Annotated in this window: 14 protein-coding genes; 8 read left to right on the forward strand and 6 right to left on the reverse strand. The window is 72.7% G+C overall.

The genetic code is table 11. From position 1 onward, the window contains the following. Position 1: 1 nt before the first annotated feature. The gene (locus tag LRS74_RS26260) at positions 2-1,243 is read left to right on the forward strand and encodes a WD40 repeat domain-containing protein (protein WP_277743310.1); all 1,242 of its coding nucleotides are present in this window, start codon (positions 2-4) and stop codon (positions 1,241-1,243) included. Here LRS74_RS26260 and dapA read toward each other — a convergent pair. Both dapA and LRS74_RS26270 read right to left on the reverse strand, forming a co-directional pair. Further along, positions 1,230-2,156 carry a 4-hydroxy-tetrahydrodipicolinate synthase gene (gene dapA, locus LRS74_RS26265; protein ID WP_277743311.1) on the reverse strand — a complete coding sequence of 309 codons (927 nt, stop codon included), beginning with the start codon at positions 2,154-2,156 and terminating at the stop codon, positions 1,230-1,232. The two genes, LRS74_RS26260 and dapA, sit on opposite strands and share 14 nt — an antisense overlap. Before the next feature lie 101 nt (positions 2,157-2,257). Further along, the gene (locus LRS74_RS26270) at positions 2,258-4,021 is read right to left on the reverse strand and encodes an endonuclease/exonuclease/phosphatase family protein (RefSeq protein WP_277744944.1); all 1,764 of its coding nucleotides are present in this window, start codon (positions 4,019-4,021) and stop codon (positions 2,258-2,260) included. A gap of 380 nt (positions 4,022-4,401) precedes the next feature. Between LRS74_RS26270 and LRS74_RS26275 the strand changes: the two genes are divergently transcribed. The 3 genes from LRS74_RS26275 (at position 4,402) to LRS74_RS26285 (ending at position 9,242) form a co-directional block, all read left to right on the forward strand. Continuing rightward, positions 4,402-5,949 (forward strand): hypothetical protein, encoded by a 1,548-nt coding sequence (locus tag LRS74_RS26275; protein ID WP_277743312.1) that lies wholly within the window; start codon positions 4,402-4,404, stop codon positions 5,947-5,949. 734 nt (positions 5,950-6,683) lie between these two features. Continuing rightward, positions 6,684-8,138 (forward strand): alkaline phosphatase PhoX, encoded by a 1,455-nt coding sequence (locus LRS74_RS26280; protein WP_277743313.1) that lies wholly within the window; start codon positions 6,684-6,686, stop codon positions 8,136-8,138. A gap of 24 nt (positions 8,139-8,162) precedes the next feature. Continuing rightward, entirely contained in the window at positions 8,163-9,242 is a 1,080-nt protein-coding gene (locus LRS74_RS26285) for an LLM class flavin-dependent oxidoreductase (protein WP_277743314.1), read from the forward strand. Positions 9,243-9,251: 9 nt separating this feature from the next. On the opposite strand, the gene LRS74_RS26290 is transcribed toward LRS74_RS26285, so the two are convergent. Both LRS74_RS26290 and LRS74_RS26295 read right to left on the reverse strand, forming a co-directional pair. Then, positions 9,252-10,469 (reverse strand): TerD family protein, encoded by a 1,218-nt coding sequence (locus tag LRS74_RS26290; RefSeq protein ID WP_277744945.1) that lies wholly within the window; start codon positions 10,467-10,469, stop codon positions 9,252-9,254. A 16-nt stretch (positions 10,470-10,485) separates the two neighbouring features. Then, positions 10,486-11,517, reverse strand: a complete 1,032-nt coding sequence (locus LRS74_RS26295; protein WP_277743315.1) for a helix-turn-helix domain-containing protein — start codon at positions 11,515-11,517, stop codon at positions 10,486-10,488. Between the two features lie 175 nt (positions 11,518-11,692). On the opposite strand from LRS74_RS26295, the gene LRS74_RS26300 reads away from it, so the two are divergent. The 4 genes from LRS74_RS26300 to LRS74_RS26315 all read left to right on the forward strand — a co-directional run bounded on the left by LRS74_RS26300 (position 11,693) and on the right by LRS74_RS26315 (position 15,145). Further along, entirely contained in the window at positions 11,693-12,250 is a 558-nt protein-coding gene (locus LRS74_RS26300; RefSeq protein ID WP_277743316.1) for a hypothetical protein, read from the forward strand. A 2-nt stretch (positions 12,251-12,252) separates the two neighbouring features. Then, positions 12,253-12,510, forward strand: a complete 258-nt coding sequence (locus LRS74_RS26305) for a DUF3817 domain-containing protein (protein WP_277743317.1) — start codon at positions 12,253-12,255, stop codon at positions 12,508-12,510. 499 nt (positions 12,511-13,009) lie between these two features. Beyond that, on the forward strand, positions 13,010-13,519 hold the full coding sequence (locus LRS74_RS26310; protein WP_277743318.1) for a DUF1565 domain-containing protein: 510 nt from the start codon (positions 13,010-13,012) through the stop codon (positions 13,517-13,519). A 177-nt stretch (positions 13,520-13,696) separates the two neighbouring features. Beyond that, positions 13,697-15,145 (forward strand): NCS2 family permease, encoded by a 1,449-nt coding sequence (locus tag LRS74_RS26315; RefSeq protein ID WP_277743319.1) that lies wholly within the window; start codon positions 13,697-13,699, stop codon positions 15,143-15,145. A gap of 14 nt (positions 15,146-15,159) precedes the next feature. On the opposite strand, the gene LRS74_RS26320 is transcribed toward LRS74_RS26315, so the two are convergent. Beyond that, positions 15,160-15,822, reverse strand: coding sequence for a response regulator transcription factor (locus tag LRS74_RS26320; protein WP_277743320.1), 663 nt, complete (start codon positions 15,820-15,822; stop codon positions 15,160-15,162). Positions 15,823-15,877: 55 nt separating this feature from the next. Continuing rightward, positions 15,878-17,275, reverse strand: a complete 1,398-nt coding sequence (locus tag LRS74_RS26325) for a histidine kinase (RefSeq protein ID WP_277743321.1) — start codon at positions 17,273-17,275, stop codon at positions 15,878-15,880. Positions 17,276-17,665: the final 390 nt, after the last annotated feature.

Here is a 17,665-nt window from a genome sequence, read left to right on the forward strand (position 1 = left end):
CGTGAACGACGAAAAGATGACGGAGCTGGTGCGCGACGCGCTCCAGGAGTGGCCGCAGGAGGGCGTCCGGCCCTCCCCCCACCTCGCCGACCAGGTGCTGCGCGCCCGGCGCCGCCGCAAGGTCGGCGGTGTGGTCGGGGCCGCAGTGGCCGCGGCCGCGATCCTCGGTACCGCGGTGGCGGTGCCCGCGCTGGAGAACGCGGGCGACGGCGGCGGTGTCCGGCCGGCGGCGCAGGCCACCGGCCCGGATGTGCTGGCCCACCCCGACCAGTCGCCGCCGCGCGACCAGATCGCCGCGGGCAAGACCGCCGTCTCCGCCTTCTACCGCACCACGAAGGTGCGGCAGCAGGGCGGCGACGAGCTGCTGACCTACCAGTGGCACCTGCTCGACCCGGCCACCGGCCGCTACGAGATGACGTCGTGGGCCTGGCTGGACGTGGCTCCGGGGCTGAAGAAGGCGGCCGTCCTGGAGGGGGAGCTGCCCGCCAAGCGGGTGGGGCTGCTCGACCTCTCCACCGGGAGGGTCGAGCGGTGGATCAAGCTGGACCGCGGAGTGGCGTCCGTGAAGTGGTCGCCCGAGGGCAGGCGGCTGCTGGCCACCACCTATGACACGAACCCGGACAACCTCACACTCGAAAAGCCGTACTTCACCACGGACGAGGACGGGGGCTCGGACAAGGAAGCGGGCCCGGTGCTCGGCCACACCGGCTTCTACGCCATCGACGTCGCCTCCGGCGCGTCGAAGTGGCGCAAGCTGCCCTCCGCCGCCGACACCTTCACCAACACCCGTGAGGACCTGGAGTGGAGCCACGACGGCTCGCTGGTCGTGGGGCCGAGCCTCTCCTCCCCGGGCCGCATCTTCTACGACCTGGACGGCAAGCGGGTGCCGGCCCCGGCCGCCGAGAAGTACGTCAGCTACACGCAGGCCGGGCTCTCTCCCGACGGCCGCCATGTGGCGGGTGGCTTCGCCGGCAAGGGAGGCGCGATCACCTCCGAGATCCTGGACGCCAGGACCGGCAAGCGGGTCAAGCTCGTCGCCGGTCAGCAGCTGCTCGCCTGGGCCGACGCCGACCGTCTGATCGCCTGGGGCTGCGACCCGAAGAAGTGCTCGGGCAAGAACGAGTTCCGCAACCGGCTTCAGCTCGTCTCGCTCAAGAGCGACAAGGTCGTTCCGCTCACCGACTTCCGCAAGGCGTCGGACGAGGCCCCCGGTCGCTGGGAGCCGGTGTTCAGCCGCCGCTGACCGCGGCGCCGCGCGGTGCCGCGTGCGAGGACACCAGCGTCTCGTACGCCGCGAGCAGCCCGTCGGTCACCTCCCGGCCGGCGGGCCGCAGCGGGGGCCGGACCGGGCCGGCGGGGGCCCCGAGTGCGTTCAGCAGCGCCTTGGTGGTGACCGTGCCCGGCAGTCCGGAGCCCATCATCAGCTCGACCAGGGGGATGGCGAGCTGATGCAGTCGGGCCGCCTCGGCGCCCGCGCCCCTGTCGTGGGCGTCGAGGACGGCCCGCATCTGCGGGCCGGCGACGTTGGCCACGGTGCTGACGTAGCCGGCGCCGCCGATCGCGTACAGCGGGAGGTTGAGCTCCTCGCAGCCGGAGTAGTAGGCGAGCGAGGTGCGGGCGAGGACCCGGGAGCTGCCCAGCAGGTCGTACGCGCAGTCCTTGACCCCGGCGATGCGCGGGTGCTCGGCCAGCCGCAGCATGGTCTCCGGCTCGATGCGGGTGCCGGTGCGGCCCGGGATGTCGTACAGCATCACGGGGAGGCCGACCGCGTCGGCGATGTCGCGGAAGTGCTCGGCCACCGCCTCCTGGGGCGGGCGGCTGTAGTACGGGGTGACCACCAGCAGCCCGTGGGCGCCGGCCTTCTCGGCGGCCTGGGCCAACTCGACCGTGTGCCGGGTGTCGCTGGTGCCCACCCCGGCGGTGATGATCGCGCGGTCGCCGACTGCCTCCACGACCGCGCGGACCAGCGCCTCCTTCTCGGCGTCGCTGGTCGTGGGCGACTCGCCGGTGGTGCCGCTGAGCACCAGGCCGTCGCAGCCGCCCTCGTCCACCAGGCGGGTGGCCAGACGCTGGGCGCCGTCCAGGTCGAGCCGACCGGCGTCGGTGAACGGCGTGATCATCGCGGCGAGGGTACGGCCGAACGGGCCCAGAGACATGGCGGTCACACTCCGTTGGGGATCGGGGTCTTTCCGCTGGATTCTGGGCCCGCTCGTCGCGCAGGTCTATTTAATTGTTCTGGCGTGATGCTTCAGAGTCGCTACGGCTTGATGCGGACGACCGACGGGTCGTGGTCGCTGGCCTGGTCGGCGAACTCGGCGTTGATGTGCACGATGTCGTAGTCGACCTTGCGCAGGTGGCGGCTGGTCAGCATGTGGTCCAGCGTCTGCGAGTTGCCGTTGAAGACATAGCCGTAACGCTCGTCGAGCGGCAGCGTGTTCACCAGGTCGGTGAGGACCTTGCCCTCGGTGAGGGCGTGCAGCGCCGGAGAGAACGCGTAGTCGTTGAGGTCGCCCGCCACGACCACGTCGGCGCGCGGGTCGGCGGCCAACAGCTCCTTGACGAAGCCGTTGACGGCCTTGGCCTGTGCGACGCGCTGCGTCTCGCTGGGCCGCGCCGGGGGCTGGAACCGGCTGTCCAGCCCCTGGTCCCCGCCCTTGGAGTTCCAGTGGTTGGCGACCACGAAGATCGGCTTGCCGCGGAAGGAGAACTGGCCGACCAGCGGCTTCCGGCTGTTGTTCCACGCCTCGTCGGCCGGGGCGATGCGGCCGGGGGAGGCGGACAGGGTCGCCTTGCCGCCGTCCTTCACGACCTTCACCGGGGTGGTGGCGTCGCCGCCCGCGATGTCGGTGAAGGAGACCCGCTCGGGGTTGTAGAGGAAGGCCAGCCGGATGTTGCCGCCGGGCTGCCCGCCGTCCTGGTCGTCCCTGGGGTCGATCTGCCGCCACTGGTAGGCCGGGCCGCCCGCGGCCACGATGGCCTCGGTGAGCTTCTTCAGCGTGGCGTCGGCGCTCACGACCCCGTCGTTGGTGGGGCCGTTGTCGTCCTGGACCTCCTCCAGGGCGACGATGTCGGGCCCGGCCAGGTTGTGCACGAGCGCGGCGGCGAGCCGGTCGAACTTGGCCTGCGGGGTCTTGGGGGAGAGGTTCTCCACGTTGTAGGTGGCCACCGCGAGCTCGTCCGCCCGCTGCTTGCGCGTGGTCTCGCGCTTCAGCGCCTTGTCGGCGAGCTGACCCAGCTCGGTGGCCTGGATCTCGTAGCCGCCGAAGTTGTCGTAGTCGAGCGGGCCGGCCGTGGTCCCGGACAGCTGGTCGCCCACGTTGGCCACCGGGAACGGGCGCTCGGCGTAGGGGATCAGGGAGGCGACCTTGACCCGGCCCGGGTTCGGGTCGCGGTAGGAGTGGTAGAGCACCCCGCCGCGCTCGGTGCGGTTGTGCCGCGGCTCGGCGGTGACCCACAGCTCCTTGTGCTCGCTGGTCGCGCCGGTCACCGGGGCGTTCCGGACGGCGACCCGCATGCCCTCCAGGGACTCGTAGCGGTCCAGGGCGTAGGAACGGGGGTTGAGCTCCAGACCCTCGATGTTGCCGTGCTCGACATCCGCCTCGGGGGCGTAACGGTTGGGTATGGAGGAGGCGTTGAGCCGGAAGGCGGCGGGCAGCGCGTTGCCGGAGGACTGCACGGTCCAGGTCGCCTTGGTCAGCTGGGTGATCGACTGGAGCCCGGCGTTCGCCCCGCCGGGGTAGTACTCGGCCACGATGCCGGAGACCAGCACCGCGTCGCCGACCGCGAGCGCCGGGGTGGTCGATCCGGTGTAGACGAAGATGCCCTCACTCGTGGCCGGGTCGCGGTCCGGCCGGGTGTCCTGGACCCAGAAGCCGCGCGAGGAGCCGAAGGCGCGGACCGCCGTCACGGTGCCGGGGACCTCGGTCACCTGCTTCCCGGCCAGCGGGGAGGTCCGGGTCTTCCCCTGGATGTCGTGGATGCGGATCTCGTCGGCGGACGCGGACTGCGGCGCGACGAGCATCCCGGCCGCGAGGGCGGAGGCGACGACGGCGGTGACGGCGGCGGGTCTGCGCAGGGCGCGCGGGGACAGGCGTCGGGACACGGGGGAGAGCCTCCGGAAGGTGGTGGTGGGAGAGGTCGAGGACCCGTCGGAAAACTGACGGAACGTCTACGCGCGTCAATCTCTTGGGTGTACTGGGGAGTTGTCAAGAGATGCCGGATGTACGCCACATGACCGGGAGGTGAGACGCGTCACTCGCGGCCCCCGGCGGGTCACTGGCCGAAACCTGCGGTCGTGGCAGCCCAGAGTCACAGGACCATCACACCGGGACGAAAGCGCCCTCGCATTCCGTCTACGCTTGGGCGCTGTCCAGCCGTACGCCCGAGGAGATGAAGCCGCCGATGCCCGCAGACCGTCCCACCATGCCGCCGGTCCGGCTGCACACCGACGCGGAACTCGCACGGGACGCGCTCGCCGCGCCGCTCCTGTCCCGTGCGGTGCGCCTGGCCCGCTGGGCGGAGCCGCACAAGCGGGTGGGGGCCGGCGGTGAGCTGCTCGCGGACGACCTGAACGCGGCGGTCGCCCACCTCGGCCTCGACGACGACGAGTACGGTCCCGGCCATGTGGCCGACGCCTGGCAGCTGGCGCTGGACACCGGCCTGGTGGAGGTCACGGAGGACGCCGACGCCGCCGACACCGCCGGCGCCGAGGGCGACACCGCGGCGGGGGCGGGCGCCGCGGACGCCGACGACGAGCCCTCGGAGGTCGCCGTCGGCGTGGCCACACCCGGCGAGGAGCTCCGCGCCATCACCTCCGGCAGCCCCGGCGACGTGCTGGACATCTGGCTGGGCGGGCTGGAGGCGGTACTCGCCGACGCGGCCGCCCCCGACCTCGCGGAGATCGCCGAGCACCTCGGGGAGGGCGGCGAGATCGACCTCGACGCCCTCGACTGGAACCCCGAGGAGGAGGCCGACTTCCTCGACGGCGTCCTCGGCAACCTCTACCTGCTGACCGCCCTGGACGAGTCCGCCGCCGAGCGCGCGGTGCCGCTGCCCGCGCTCGCCGCCTCCATGATCGTCCCCGATGACATGGACGAGCCCACCGACGACATCCTGGAGGAGGTCTCCGAGGCGATGATGCGCCTCGACGACCAGTTCCGGATGCTGGAGCCGACCGGCATCGTCGTGTACCAGCCGGTCGACGAGGCGCTCATCGAGGAGGTCGACGGCGAGGGCCGCATCGCCGACACCGGCCCGGCCACCGACGGCGGCGACGCCCTGGACGAGGAGGACGTCGCCCGCTACGGCCTGGTGCGGCTCACCCCGCTGGGCGTCTTCGCCGTACGGGCCCGGATGCTCGACGCCGGCATCGACGCCCCGGCCGTCGGCGACCTCACCGACAAGGGCGCCGACGTGCTGCTCGACGCGCTCGTCGGCTACCCCCAGGCGGCCGCGCGGGCCGAGGCCGAGCAGTGGCTCGCCCACCGCGAGCCGGCCGTCGCCGCCCGCGAACTGCTCGCCGCCGCCCGCGGCGACGACGACGGCGCGCCGCTGCGCCGACTCTCCTGCCAGCAGACCCTCAACCTCGCCGGCGCCGGCGCCGAGCCCGCCCTGCGCGAGGTCCTCGACGACCGGCACCTCGGCGGCCTCGCCCGTGTCTGGCTCGCCGAGCGTGGCGCCACCGAGGTGCCCGAGCCGTCGGAGGAGATGGTCTTCTGGCTGACCATCGACACCATCGCCGCCCAACTCGCCGCGGACGGCGACTCCGACGAGCTCCGTGAGTTGGTCGAGGTCCTCGTCGGCCGTTCCGAGGCCTTCTTCGACTCCGCCTGGCGCGTGGACCACCCGGCGACCGCCGACGTCCTCGAGGCCATGGGCCGCCTCCACCCCGACAAGAAGACCGCGAAGGACGCCCGCAAGGCGGCCTTCAAGGCGCGCTCCCGGCGATGACCCGCACCCCGCCGGCGGGACGCCGTGCCGGCGGCGTGGCGTCGTACGCGTGGCCTGGCCCTTGGCCCGGCCCGGGGCCTGCCGCTTCCGGCCTGGTGCGGTGGCCCTGCCTGGCCTGGTGATGTGTGGCGACGGCGTCGCGGAGTGACGAAAATGGTTGCGACGGGTTCGGCACCGCCGGGCCGCGCGGTCGGGCTATCGCCGTCGCGGCGGGGTGTCGCCCCCCTCGTCGTGTGCGCCCTTGCGCGGGTGTGTGGGTCGCCCACCGAGGTCGATTGATGCCTTGGCGTGGCGGGTGCCGCCTTCTGGGTGTCCGGGCGCTTCGCCGCTGAGGCGGGTTCGGCATCGCCGGGCCGCGCCGTGCGGCGTTTCGCCGTCGCGGCGGGGTGGTATTCGCCGTCCCGGCGGGGTGTCGCCCCTCCGTGGGGCGTCTCGCCGTCGCGGCGGGTGGAAGGCGCCGTCCCGGCGGGGTGCGAGGGGGTCGCCCTGCGTGGAGTGCCGTCCCCGCGGGGGCGGGGGGTCGCCTCCGCGGAGTGTGGGGAGCCGCCCCCCCCGCGCGGTGAAGGCGTCGCCCCCGCGGGGTGTGGGGGTCGCCCCGTGGGGTGTCCCGTGAGTGGGGGCGCGCGGGTGGGAATCGGCGCTCCGATGTCGGGCCGTGTTCAACTGGTGTTCGGGCGGAGGCGGGACCGTATCCGGGAGTCCGGAGGACCCATCTGGCCAGCCAGGAGACAGAGATGCCGCTCAGCCGCAGAGACTTCGCCAAGCGATCCGCGTACACGGGTGCCGGTGTCGCCCTGGTCGGCAGCGCCGGGGTGCTGGCCACCGCGCCGGGGGCGCTCGCGGTCGAGCCCGGCGGCGTGGACGCTGCGGCCGAAGCGGCCGTCGGGCGCCGGCTCGGTTACGGGCCGCTCGTCCCGGACCCGAAGGGCATACTCGCGCTGCCGGCCGGGTTCTCGTACCGGATCATCACCCACAGCGGCGTGACCAGGCTGGAGTCCGGCGAGACCACTCCCTCCAACCACGACGGCACCGCCACCTTCGACGGGCCGCGCGGCACCACGCTGCTGGTCAACAACCACGAGCTCAAGGGCCCGCGCCACAAGTGGCCGCGGCCGGTGCCGCTCGCCGAGGGCCTGGTCTACGACCCGGCGGCCTCGGGCGGCTGCACCGTCGTGGAGGTCTCCAAGCACGGCGACCACGTCACCGAGTGGGTGGGCATCGCGGGCACCTCCACCAACTGCGCCGGCGGACGCACCCCCTGGGGAACCTGGCTGACCTGCGAGGAGAACACCGACCGGGCCGGCCAGAACGGCATGACCAAGGACCACGGCTACGTCTTCGAGGTCGACCCGTACGACCGCCGGGCCAACCTCGACCCCCAGCCGATCAAGGCGCTGGGCCGCTATGAGCACGAGGCCGTGGTGGTGGACACCAGGCGCGGCCACTTCTATCTGACCGAGGACGCCGCGGGCCCGAACGGGCTGCTGTACCGCTGGACCCCGCCGCACGACTTCCGCCCCGGGCGTGGCTGGCTGCGCGGGCTCGCCGACGACGCCGGCGTGCTGAAGGCGGCGCAGTGCTTCGACTCCGGTGGCAACTTCGTCGACGACCTCTCGCGCGCCACCAGGACCGGGACGGTCTACGGCGTGGACTGGGTGGAGGTGCCGGACCGGGACGCGCGGACCGTTCCGGTGCGCAGGCAGTTCGCCGACGGCCAGGTCACCCGGGCGCGCAAGCTGGAGGGCATGTGGTGGGCGGACGGAGGCGCCTACGTGGTCGCCTCGTACGCCCGGGAGGAGAGCCCGGTCGCCCACGACGGGCAGGTGTGGTTCTACGACCCGCGTCGGCGCACGCTGACCCTGAAGGTGCTGCTCGGCGGCGACACCGAGGCGGGGAAGGACGGCGCCTTCGACGGGCCGGACAACATCACCGTCTCCCCCTACGGCGGTCTGGTCATCGCCGAGGACGGCGAGGGCCTGCAGCATCTGTTCGGCGCCACGGACGACGGCCGGACCTACCCGATCGCGCGCAACGACCTCAACATCGGCACCGCGGAGGAGCCGGAGTTCAGCGAGTTCACCGGGGTGGTCTTCGCGCCCGACGGGCGGACCCTCTTCGCCAACATCCAGGACCCGGGGATCATGCTGGCGATCACCGGCCCGTGGCGGCGGCAGCGCCGGGAATCCTGAGCGCCCGGGGTTGTTGCCCTCAGTGTGACCTCAGCGATACGGAACACCCTCCGGCTCTCCGTCCTGGACCGCTCCCGCACCCGCAAGGGCCGGACGGAGGCGCAGGCGCTGCGCGACACCGTGCGGTTCGCGCGGCGCGCCGAGGAGCTCGGTTACCACCGGTTCTGGGTCTCGGAGCACCACAGCGTGCCCGGGGTGGCCGGCTCCGCACCCACCGTGCTGGCCGCCGCCGTCGCCGCGGCCACCTCGAGGATCCGGGTGGGCACCGGCGGGGTGATGCTGCCCAACCACCAGCCGCTGGTGGTCGCGGAGCAGTTCGGGGTGTTGGAGTCGCTGTATCCCGGGCGGATCGACATGGGGCTGGGCCGGTCGGTCGGCTTCACCGACGGCATTCGGCGCGCCCTGGGGCGCGACAAGGACGCCGCCGAGGGCTTCGGCGACCAACTGTCGGAGCTGCTCGGGTACTTCACCGGGGACCAGGGCGCGCACCCGCAGGTGCACGCCCGGCCCGCCGAGGGGCTGCGGCCGCCCGCCTTCGTCCTGGCCACCGGCTCGGGCGCGGAGCTGGCGGCGGAGCGGGGGCTGCCGCTGGTGATCGGCGCGATCCGCGGCCGGGAGACGATGCTGCGCGCCATCGACCGGTATCGCGCCGGCTTCACCCCGTCCGTCTGGGGGGAGCGACCGTATGTGATGGTCGCGGCCGATGCCGCGGTGGCCGAGACGACCGAGCGGGCCCGGCGGCTGCTGGAGCCCGAGGCGTGGTCGACGGCCTACTCCCGCACCCACGGGGTCTTTCCGCCGCTCGTCCCGGCCGAGGAGATCGCCGCGCTGAGCATGACGCCGCGCGAGCGGAGCCGCTTCGAGGAGGCCATGAGCGGCCATCTGCACGGCACCGAGGACGAGGTGGCCGCCGCGCTGACGGAGCTCGTCGGGAGCGCCGGCGCCGATGAGGTGCTCGTCACCACCAGCTCGTACGACCGGGAGGAGCTGCTCGACTCCTACCGGCGGCTGGCCCGACTGGCGGGGCTGCGCCCGGGGCGGGGCGGCGCCGATGCCGACATCGACACCGAGATCGACACCGAGGCCGCCCCGGCCGCGGCCTGAGCACGGGCGCTACAGCGCCTTTCCGGCGGGCTTGACCATGCCGCGGACGGTGCGCGAGTCCACGTACTCGCCCATCGCGGTCATCTCCCACTCGCCGGAGAACTGGCGGATCAGCTTCGCCATCATCACGCCCGTGCGCGGCTCGGAGTGGGTGAGGTCGAAGCGCACCAGCTCCTCGTTGGTCTGGGCGTCCAGCAGCCGGCAGTACGCCTTGGCGACGTCGGTGAACTTCTGCCCGGAGAAGGAGTTCACGGTGAACACCAGGCCGGTGACCTCCGGGGGGAGGCCGCCGAGGTGGACGGTGATCACCTCGTCGTCCCCGCCGCCCTCGCCGGTGAGGTTGTCGCCGGAGTGCTGGATGGTGTGGCCCAGGATGTTCAGCTTGCCGAAGAAGCAGGCGTCGATCTTCTTGCGGTCCACGCCGAAGGCGATGACGGACGCGTCCAGGTCGATGTCCTTGCCCCGGAACGCGGGCTCCCAGCCGAGGCCCATCTTCACCGAGGTCAGCAGCGGCTTGCCGCCCTTGACCAGGGACACCGTCTGGTTCTTCTGGAGGTTGACCCGGCCCTTGTCGAGGTTGATCTTCCCGGCGCCGGGCGCGGGGGCGGCCGGGGCGGCGGGCGGCGCGGCCGGGGCCGGCGGCTGCATGGCGGGCGGCGGGGGGAACTGCGCGGCGGCGCCGGTCGGCGGGGCGGGGGGCGCGGGCGGGGCGACCGGCGCGGCGGGCGCGGCCGGCTCCTCGAGCTGCACCCCGAAGTCGGTGGCGATGCCCGCCAGCCCGTTGGCGTAGCCCTGACCGACCGCGCGGACCTTCCAGGCTCCGCCGCGGCGGTACACCTCCATGACCACCAGCGCGGTCTCGCTGCCCAGCCGCGGCGGAGTGAAGGTGGCGATGACGGAGCCGTCGTCCGCGCCGCGCACCGTGGCCGTGGGCTCGGTGCCCGCGAAGGTGGCGCCGGGGGCGTCCAGGCTCGCGGTCACCACGATCTTCTCGATGTCGGCCGGGACCGCCGTGGTGTCGACGGTGATCGTGTCACCGCCGCCCGGCGCCGAGGCGGAGTGGCTCACTCCGGGGCCGGTGGGCTGGTTGTAGAAGACGAAGTCGTCGTCGGAGCGCACTTTGCCGTTGGCGTTCAGGAGCAGGCCCGACACGTCGAGCCGCACCGGTGCGGTGACGTCCACTGCCACGCGCGCGACGGGCAGCGGGAGGTTCGAGCCGGGAGTCATAGCGGTCATGTCCCGGCTAACGAGCGACCCGGGTTTGCAGTTCCTTGACCTTCACCCCCGCCCCCTCGGCCCCCGTGGCGGGCCGGTCCCGCCAGGGGATCGCGGGGGTCGGGCCCTGGAAGGCCCGGCGGTAGGACTGCGGGCTGGTCCCGACCAGGCGTTTGAAGCGGTCACGGAAGGCGGTGGGGGAGCCGAAGCCGACCTGGCAGGCGATCCGGTCCACGGAGTAGCCGGTGGTCTCCAGCAGGTACTGCGCCTGCCGTATCCGGGCGCGGTGCAGCCACTGGAGCGGGGTCGTGCCGGTCTGCTCGCGGAAGCGCCGGTTGAGGGTGCGGGTGCTCAGCCGGGCGTGGCCGGCGATGTCGTCCAGGGTGAGCTCGCGCCCCGCGTTCTCCTGCATCCAGCGCAGCAGCGGCTCCAGGGTCGCCCCGTCGGGCGTGGGCGGCTCGTGCACGATGAACTGCGCCTGCCCGCCGTGGCGCTCCAGGGGCATCACCGCGCTCCGCGCGGAGTCGGCGGCGACCGCGGAGCCGTGGTCGCGGCGGATCATGTGCAGGCAGAGGTCGAGCCCGGCGGCGGCCCCGGCCGAGGTCAGGAACTGACCGTTGTCGACATAGAGCACATCCGGGTCCACCTCGATCTCCGGGTGGCGCGCGGCCAGCTCCCCCGCGGTCGCCCAGTGGGTGGTCGCCCGCAGCCCGTCCAGCAGCCCGGCGGCGGCGAGCACGAACGACCCGGCGCAGATCGAGGCGATGCGGGTGCCGCTGGCGGCCGCGCGGCGCAGCGCCGACAGCACGTCCTCGGGGAAGGGGCCGATGGGCTGGGCGACGCCCGGGATCATGATGGTGTCCGCCTCGGCCAGCGCCTCGAGGCCGGAGTGCGCGCGCACGGTGAACGTGCCGGCGCTGACCTCCTCGGTCGGGGCGCACACCCGGACCCGGTAGGCGTTGCGGCCGTCGGGCAGGCGGGCGCGCCCGAACACCTCGATCGGCGTGGACAGATCGAACGGTATGACCTCGTCGAGCGCGAGTACGGCGACGGTGTGCATGGCGACACTCTAGGGAGGGAACGAATTCTCGCCAAGGCGTTTCCGCGCCCCTGTCAGGTCGTTGCTTGAAAAGTCCACAGCTCAGAAGCGGTATGCAAGGGTTCTGGCGAGAATCCGTTGAAGTATGGCAATAGTGCCACTCCTCGACGGGCGCATGGTCACTTAGCGTCGAGCCGTGACCAAGCTCCTCCTCTCCATCCACGTGATCGCCGCGATCCTGGCCGTCGGGCCGGTCGCCGTCGCGGCGAGCATGTTCCCCGCGGTCACGCGTCGGACCCTGTCCGCGCCCGGCGGGGTGTCGGTGAGTGGGGCCTCGTCGCTGCGCACCCTGCACCGCATCTGCCGGGTCTACGCCGTCCTCGGCGTGGTCGTGCCGGCCTTCGGGCTGGCGACGGGCAACAGCATGGGAGTGCTGGGCGACGCCTGGCTGGTCACCTCGATCGCCCTCACCGCCATCGCGGCGGCCGTGTTGGTGATGGCCGTGCTGCCGGGACAGGCGGCGGTCGTGGCCTCGCTCGGCCCCGACCCCGAGGCGAGCCCCGTCGGAGACGCCGAGCGCGCCGACGGCACGGGGACGTCGCGGGCGGGCACCCGCACGGCGGTGGTCCGGTCCCCGGAGGAGGTGCGGCGCACCGCGGCCCGACTGGCCATGACGGCGGGCGCGTTCAATCTGCTGTGGTCGGTGGTCACGGTTCTCATGATCGTCCGCCCCGGCTCCACCACGGGAGCGTGACCATGGACAGCGCCAAGGCCAAGCTGCTGCTGCGGGTCGCCGCCGCCATCGAACTCCTCAGCCTGCTGGTCCTGCTGGGCAACCTGGCCACCGTGCATGTGCCCGCCGTGGCCTCGGTGCTCGGCCCCACCCACGGCTGTGCCTACCTCTTCGTCGTCATCGCCGCGATCCAGGCGGGCGCGCAGGGGAGAGGCAGAGCGAAGGCTTTCGTCCCAGGTGTCGGCGGACTGCTCGCCGTACGCCACCTCGACCGGAGCTAGACCCCCGCTACTCCGGTCCACAGGCCGCCCCCGGACGTTCCGTCACCGCCGTTGACGAAACCCGGGGGCGGCACTGGCTTCCGCCGGACCACAGGAATCCGGCCAAGATCATCAGAGGGTGGAATGGTACGGCGCTGACGGAGAACAATAACGGTGTGGGTGGTGAGTTCATCCGCCCCCTTGAGCGGGAGGCCGGGCGTTACCTGGCCCCGCCCGGCCTCCCTTCCCGCCGCCGCACGCGTCGGGCTGTCACAGGGCGAAGGCGGCCGCCGTGGGACGGCCTTTCCGGCTCCTGGGGGCGGTCCGTCTCCCAACGCCTCCGCCGAACGGGTCGGCGGGTGCTTCGAGTGTGCTTCTGAGGGGAAGCCCCAACGGTGATGGCTCCGGCCACCTCCGGGGAACCGACCATCAGCCGATCGCACTTGCGTAACATGTGAATCCGCTGAAACTGCGAGAGCAACGAGCGCACGGCACCCCTCGCCGCACGACAGGAGCTGCCATGAGACGCCGCCGCCGCTACCGCGGGCGCCACCGCAAGGACCGTACGCTGCCCTTGGGCACGTTGGTCATCGTGGCCTCGGCCGCTGCGGGCGTGTATCTGACCGCGGCCCCGGGCGGTGCCAGTGCCGCGCCGACCACGGTCTTTGTGGCGCCCAACGGCAGTGATGGTGGCGGTGGCACGCGCTCCGCGCCGTACCGGACGATCGAGAAGGCGATCTCCGTCGCGGACGCCGGCACCACCATCAGGGTGCGCGGTGGCACCTACTATCCGCGGTCCCCGCTGAGCAGTGAGACGGACGGCACTCGGGGCCGCCGGGTGGTGCTCACCGGCGACGGCCCGGATCCGGTCGTCGTGGACGGGGCGCGACTCTCCTCCGGCCCCGCCCTGCTCTCGCTGCGCGCCGATTACTGGACCGTTTCGGACATTGAATTCCGCAACGCGCCGGGCGCCGAAATTATCTGTTCCGCTTGTGAGGGTTTCGTATTTCGGGAATCCGCGCACCGCTGACGGTGACTCCGCGTGGTCAACACCGCTTCTCCAGCGGGCAGTTGGGTGATCATACAAAAACCTGTAGTGATCCCCTTGGAGTGATCTCGTAATAATTCGTAAACCTGTTTGGCGCGTCGAACGAAGACAATCCAGCTACCGAACCTCGCCGTTCACCGAGGAAACGAGGAGCAGCGCGTGCCACGACAGGTCCTTGACCATGCCCAAGCGCCACCCCGCACCATCGGAAACAACGCGATCGACCGGTTCTTCCGGATATCTGAGCGAGGATCCGACTTCGGTCGGGAGATTCGCGGCGGTTTCGCCACCTTCTTTACGATGGCCTACATCCTCGTGCTGAACCCGATCATCCTGGGCGGCGCGGAGGACAAGTACGGTCACCACCTCTCGCACACCCAACTGGCCACCGCCACCGCGCTGGTGGCCTGCGTGATGACCGTCATCATGGGCGTGGGCGGCAACCTTCCGCTGGCGCTGGCCGCCGGTCTCGGCCTGAACGCCGTCGTGGCCTTCCAGATCGCCCCGCAGATGAGCTGGGACGACGCCATGGGCCTGGTGGTCCTGGAGGGTCTGATCATCTCGCTGCTGGTGGTCACCGGCCTTCGGGAGGCGGTCATGCACGCCATCCCGCAGCCGCTGAAGCAGGCGATCAGCGTCGGCATCGGCCTGTTCATCGCCTTCATCGGCTTCATCGACGCCGGCTTCGTCACCCGCATCCCGGGCGACACCGGCTCCGTCCCGGTTCAGCTCGGCGCGCACGGCGAGCTGACCGGCTGGCCGGTGCTGATCTTCTGCGTCGGCGTGCTGCTGACCATCGCGCTGATGTCCCGGGGGCTCAAGGGCGCCATCCTCATCAGCATCGTGGCCACCACCACCCTGGCGATCCTGATCAACGAGATCGCCGACATCAAGCCGCAGGCATGGGGGCTGACCGTCCCCGACGTGCCCGACGACATCGTGGCCTCGCCCGACTTCGGACTGGTCGGCGACTTCAGCCTGTTCGGCGCCTGGGACGAGGTCGGCGCCCTCACCCTGGTCCTGATCATCTTCACGCTGATCCTGTCCGACTTCTTCGACACCATGGGCACGGTCGTGGGCGTCAGCAACGAGGCCGGACTGCTGGACCACCAGGGCAAGGTGCCCAACCTGGGCCGGGTGCTGCTCATCGACGGCGTCGCGGCGGCCGCCGGCGGCGCGGCCTCCGCGTCCTCCAACACCAGCTACATCGAGTCGGCGGCCGGCGTCGGGGAGGGCGCCCGCACCGGCTTCGCCAGCGTGGTGACCGGCGGCCTCTTCGGGCTTGCGCTCTTCCTGACCCCGCTGGCGACCGTGGTCCCCGCGCAGGCCGCCGCGCCCGCGCTGATCGCCGTCGGCTTCCTGCTGATGAGCCAGGTGCGGCACATCGCCTGGGACAACATGGAGATCGCCATCCCGGCGTTCCTCACCGTCTCGGTGATGCCGTTCACCTACTCCATCACCAACGGCATCGGGGCGGGCTTCGTCTCCTACGTCGTCATCAAGACGGTGATGGGCAAGGCCCGCGAGGTGCACTGGCTGCTGTGGGGCACCGCGCTGCTGTTCGTCGGGTACTTCGCGATCGACCCGATCGAGCAGCTGCTGACGTAGCGGAGGGCCGCCGACTACCCCGGGGTGATGAAGCCGCACTCATAGGCCGCGATGACGGCCTGGGTGCGGTCCCGGACGTTCAGCTTGGCCAGGACGGCCGCGACATGGGACTTGACCGTGGCGCCGCCGAGCGTCAGCCGTTCGGCGATCTCCGCGTTCGACAGACCCGCCGCCATCAGCCGCAGCACCTCGGCCTCCCGCGCGGAGAGCCGCTCGCGCAACGCCCGCGCCGCCGCACCGTCGGCCGCGCGGGCGTGGGTGTTCCCGGCGGCCAGCGCCCGCACCGCGGCGGGGAAGAGCAGCGAGTCGCTGTGGGCCACCAGTCGCACCGCCTGCACCAGTTCGTCCGCGCCGGCCCGCTTGAGCAGGAAGCCGCTGGCGCCCGCGCGGAGCGCGTCATAGACGTAGGAGTCGTTCTCGAAGGTGGTCAGGACGACCACGCGCGGCGGGAAGGAGACCCCGCGCAGAATCTGTTCCGTCGCCCGGATGCCGTCGATGTCGGGCATCCGCACATCCATCAGCACCACGTCCGGGCGGAGCGCCCGCACCAGCGGGACCGCCTCGGCACCGGTCCGGGCCTCGCCGACGACCTCCAGGTCCGGCTCGCTGGAGAGGATCGCGCGCAGCGCGGTCCGCACCATCTGCTCGTCGTCCGCCAGGACGATCCGCACACTCATCCGCCCGCCTCCGCGATCTCCAGGGTCTCCAGGGTCTCCTGGGCTTTCAGGGTCTTCAGGCAGCGCGGCGTGCGGGGCGGCTGCGGCGGCCGCCGACCCCCCCCGCATCGGGGGTCGAGTCCAGCGGCACCCGGACCACCAGCCGCCACACGCCGTAGTGCGCGCCCCAGTCGGCGCTGCCGCGCAACGCGCTGGCGCGCTCGGCGACGCCGCGCAGCCCGCGGCCGCCGCCGGGCCGCTGCCGACGACCCGAGCCGCGCACCGGGTTCTCCAGCCGGATCTCCAGCTCCTGCCGGGGCCGGAACGCGCCCCGCGCGGGGTGCGGCGCCGCCGGCCCCTCGGCGCGCACGGCGACACACAGCCGCACCCGCACCTGGCCGGCGTGCCGCAGCGCGTTGCTCAGCCCCTCCTGCACGATGCGGTACGCCTCCCGGGAGACCAGCAGCGGCAGTCGGTCCAGCGCCTCGGGCCGGGCCAGTTCGACCGCCTCCACGGTGACGCCCGCCGCGCGCGTCCGGGCCAGCAGGACGTCCAGGTCGGCCAGGGTGGGGGCGGGTGAGGGCACCGCGGCCGGCGAGCCGTCGGCGGAGGCCCGGCCGGCGGGATCGTCCTCGCGCAAGAGCCCCAGCACGCCGTCGAGTTCACCGACGGCCGCCCGGGTGGTCTCCTCGATCGCCGCCAACGCCTGCCGGGCGAAGGCCGGATCGGTGTCCAGGACCTTGCGCGCGGCGCTCGCCTGCAGGGTGACGGCGCTGAGCGCGTGCCCCACCGAGTCGTGCAGCTCGCGGGCGAGCCGGTTGCGGGAGGCCAGCTCGGCGGCGCGCTCCTCGGCGGCGGCCAACCGGTCGGCGGGCGTGGGGCCGAGCAGCGGCGGCGCACAGCGGGCCAGCAGTGCGCCCGCCGCGGCGGCGAACGCGGTCAGCGCGGCGAGCGTGCCGAGCCCGGCGGCCATACACAGGGGGGCGCTGTAGTCGGCCAGCCGGCCCGGCCAGCTCACCCCCTCGATCTCGCTGTCGAGGAACGGCAGCGCCAGCAGATACGCCGCGAACGGCGGCACGGCCAGCGTGGCCCCGCTGACCACGCCGCCCAACGCCAGGTGCAGCGTGTACCAGACGACCGTGCGGCTGTGCGCGTCCCAGGACCGGGCCGGACCGGTGGCCGGCTCGACCCGCGGCGCGCACAGCGAGCGCGCCGCGGCCGCCGCCAGCGGTCGTACGAGCGGGAACAGCGCCGTGCCGGCCGCCATCGGCAGCGCGAGGCCGAACGCGACCAACTGCCGCGCCACCGAGCCGCCCATGGGGGCCGCGGCCTGCCAGACCACGCTGAGCACCACCCCCGCGAGCAGGTAGTAGGGCATCAGCAGCGCGCCGCCGAGGATCAGATGGACCCAGCGCAGCCGGGCGCGCCTTCCGAGCCCGGCCCGCACCCACCGTCGTATGCCCCCTGCCGCCATCTGACGCGCCGCCCCCCGACTCGGTCCCGACGATCTTCTATACAGCGTAAGTCAGTCGTCCGCCTCGGATCCTGGCGCACCGACGGGGCGGAACGCGTCGGCCGCGCGGGGGAGCCGGATTACGCCGCGGGGGTGATGCGCACCCGCCGCGCGGACGAGGCGCGGCGCTTCCGCGGCGCGCCCGCGCGGGCCCGCGATCCGCCTCCTCCCAGGGCCGAACCTCGCCCGGCCCAGGGTCGGTCTCCGCCTCGCCTCAGGGTCGGACTCCGCCTGGATCCAGGGTTGGTCTCCGCCTCGGCTCAGGGGTGAACGCCGCCTGGCTCCAGGGTTGGTCTCCGCCTCGGCTCAGGGGTGAACGCCGCCTGGCTCCAGGGTTGGTCTCCGCCTCAC

It is taken from the genome of Streptomyces sp. LX-29, from assembly GCF_029541745.1.
Lineage (GTDB): Bacteria > Actinomycetota > Actinomycetes > Streptomycetales > Streptomycetaceae > Streptomyces.

Bases quoted from the DNA above. Each gene is read 5' to 3' on its own strand.
- dapA (WP_277743311.1), bottom strand. From the start codon at position 2,156: ATGTCTCTGGGCCCGTTCGGCCGTACCCTCGCCGCGATGATCACGCCG.
- LRS74_RS26270 (WP_277744944.1), bottom strand. From the start codon at position 4,021: ATGCTCGTCGCGCCGCAGTCCGCGTCCGCCGACGAGATCCGCATCCAC.
- LRS74_RS26275 (WP_277743312.1), top strand. From the start codon at position 4,402: ATGCCCGCAGACCGTCCCACCATGCCGCCGGTCCGGCTGCACACCGAC.
- LRS74_RS26280 (WP_277743313.1), top strand. From the start codon at position 6,684: ATGCCGCTCAGCCGCAGAGACTTCGCCAAGCGATCCGCGTACACGGGT.
- LRS74_RS26290 (WP_277744945.1), bottom strand. From the start codon at position 10,469: ATGACTCCCGGCTCGAACCTCCCGCTGCCCGTCGCGCGCGTGGCAGTG.
- LRS74_RS26295 (WP_277743315.1), bottom strand. From the start codon at position 11,517: ATGCACACCGTCGCCGTACTCGCGCTCGACGAGGTCATACCGTTCGAT.
- LRS74_RS26305 (WP_277743317.1), top strand. From the start codon at position 12,253: ATGGACAGCGCCAAGGCCAAGCTGCTGCTGCGGGTCGCCGCCGCCATC.
- LRS74_RS26310 (WP_277743318.1), top strand. From the start codon at position 13,010: ATGAGACGCCGCCGCCGCTACCGCGGGCGCCACCGCAAGGACCGTACG.
- LRS74_RS26320 (WP_277743320.1), bottom strand. From the start codon at position 15,822: ATGAGTGTGCGGATCGTCCTGGCGGACGACGAGCAGATGGTGCGGACC.
- LRS74_RS26325 (WP_277743321.1), bottom strand. From the start codon at position 17,275: ATGGCGGCAGGGGGCATACGACGGTGGGTGCGGGCCGGGCTCGGAAGG.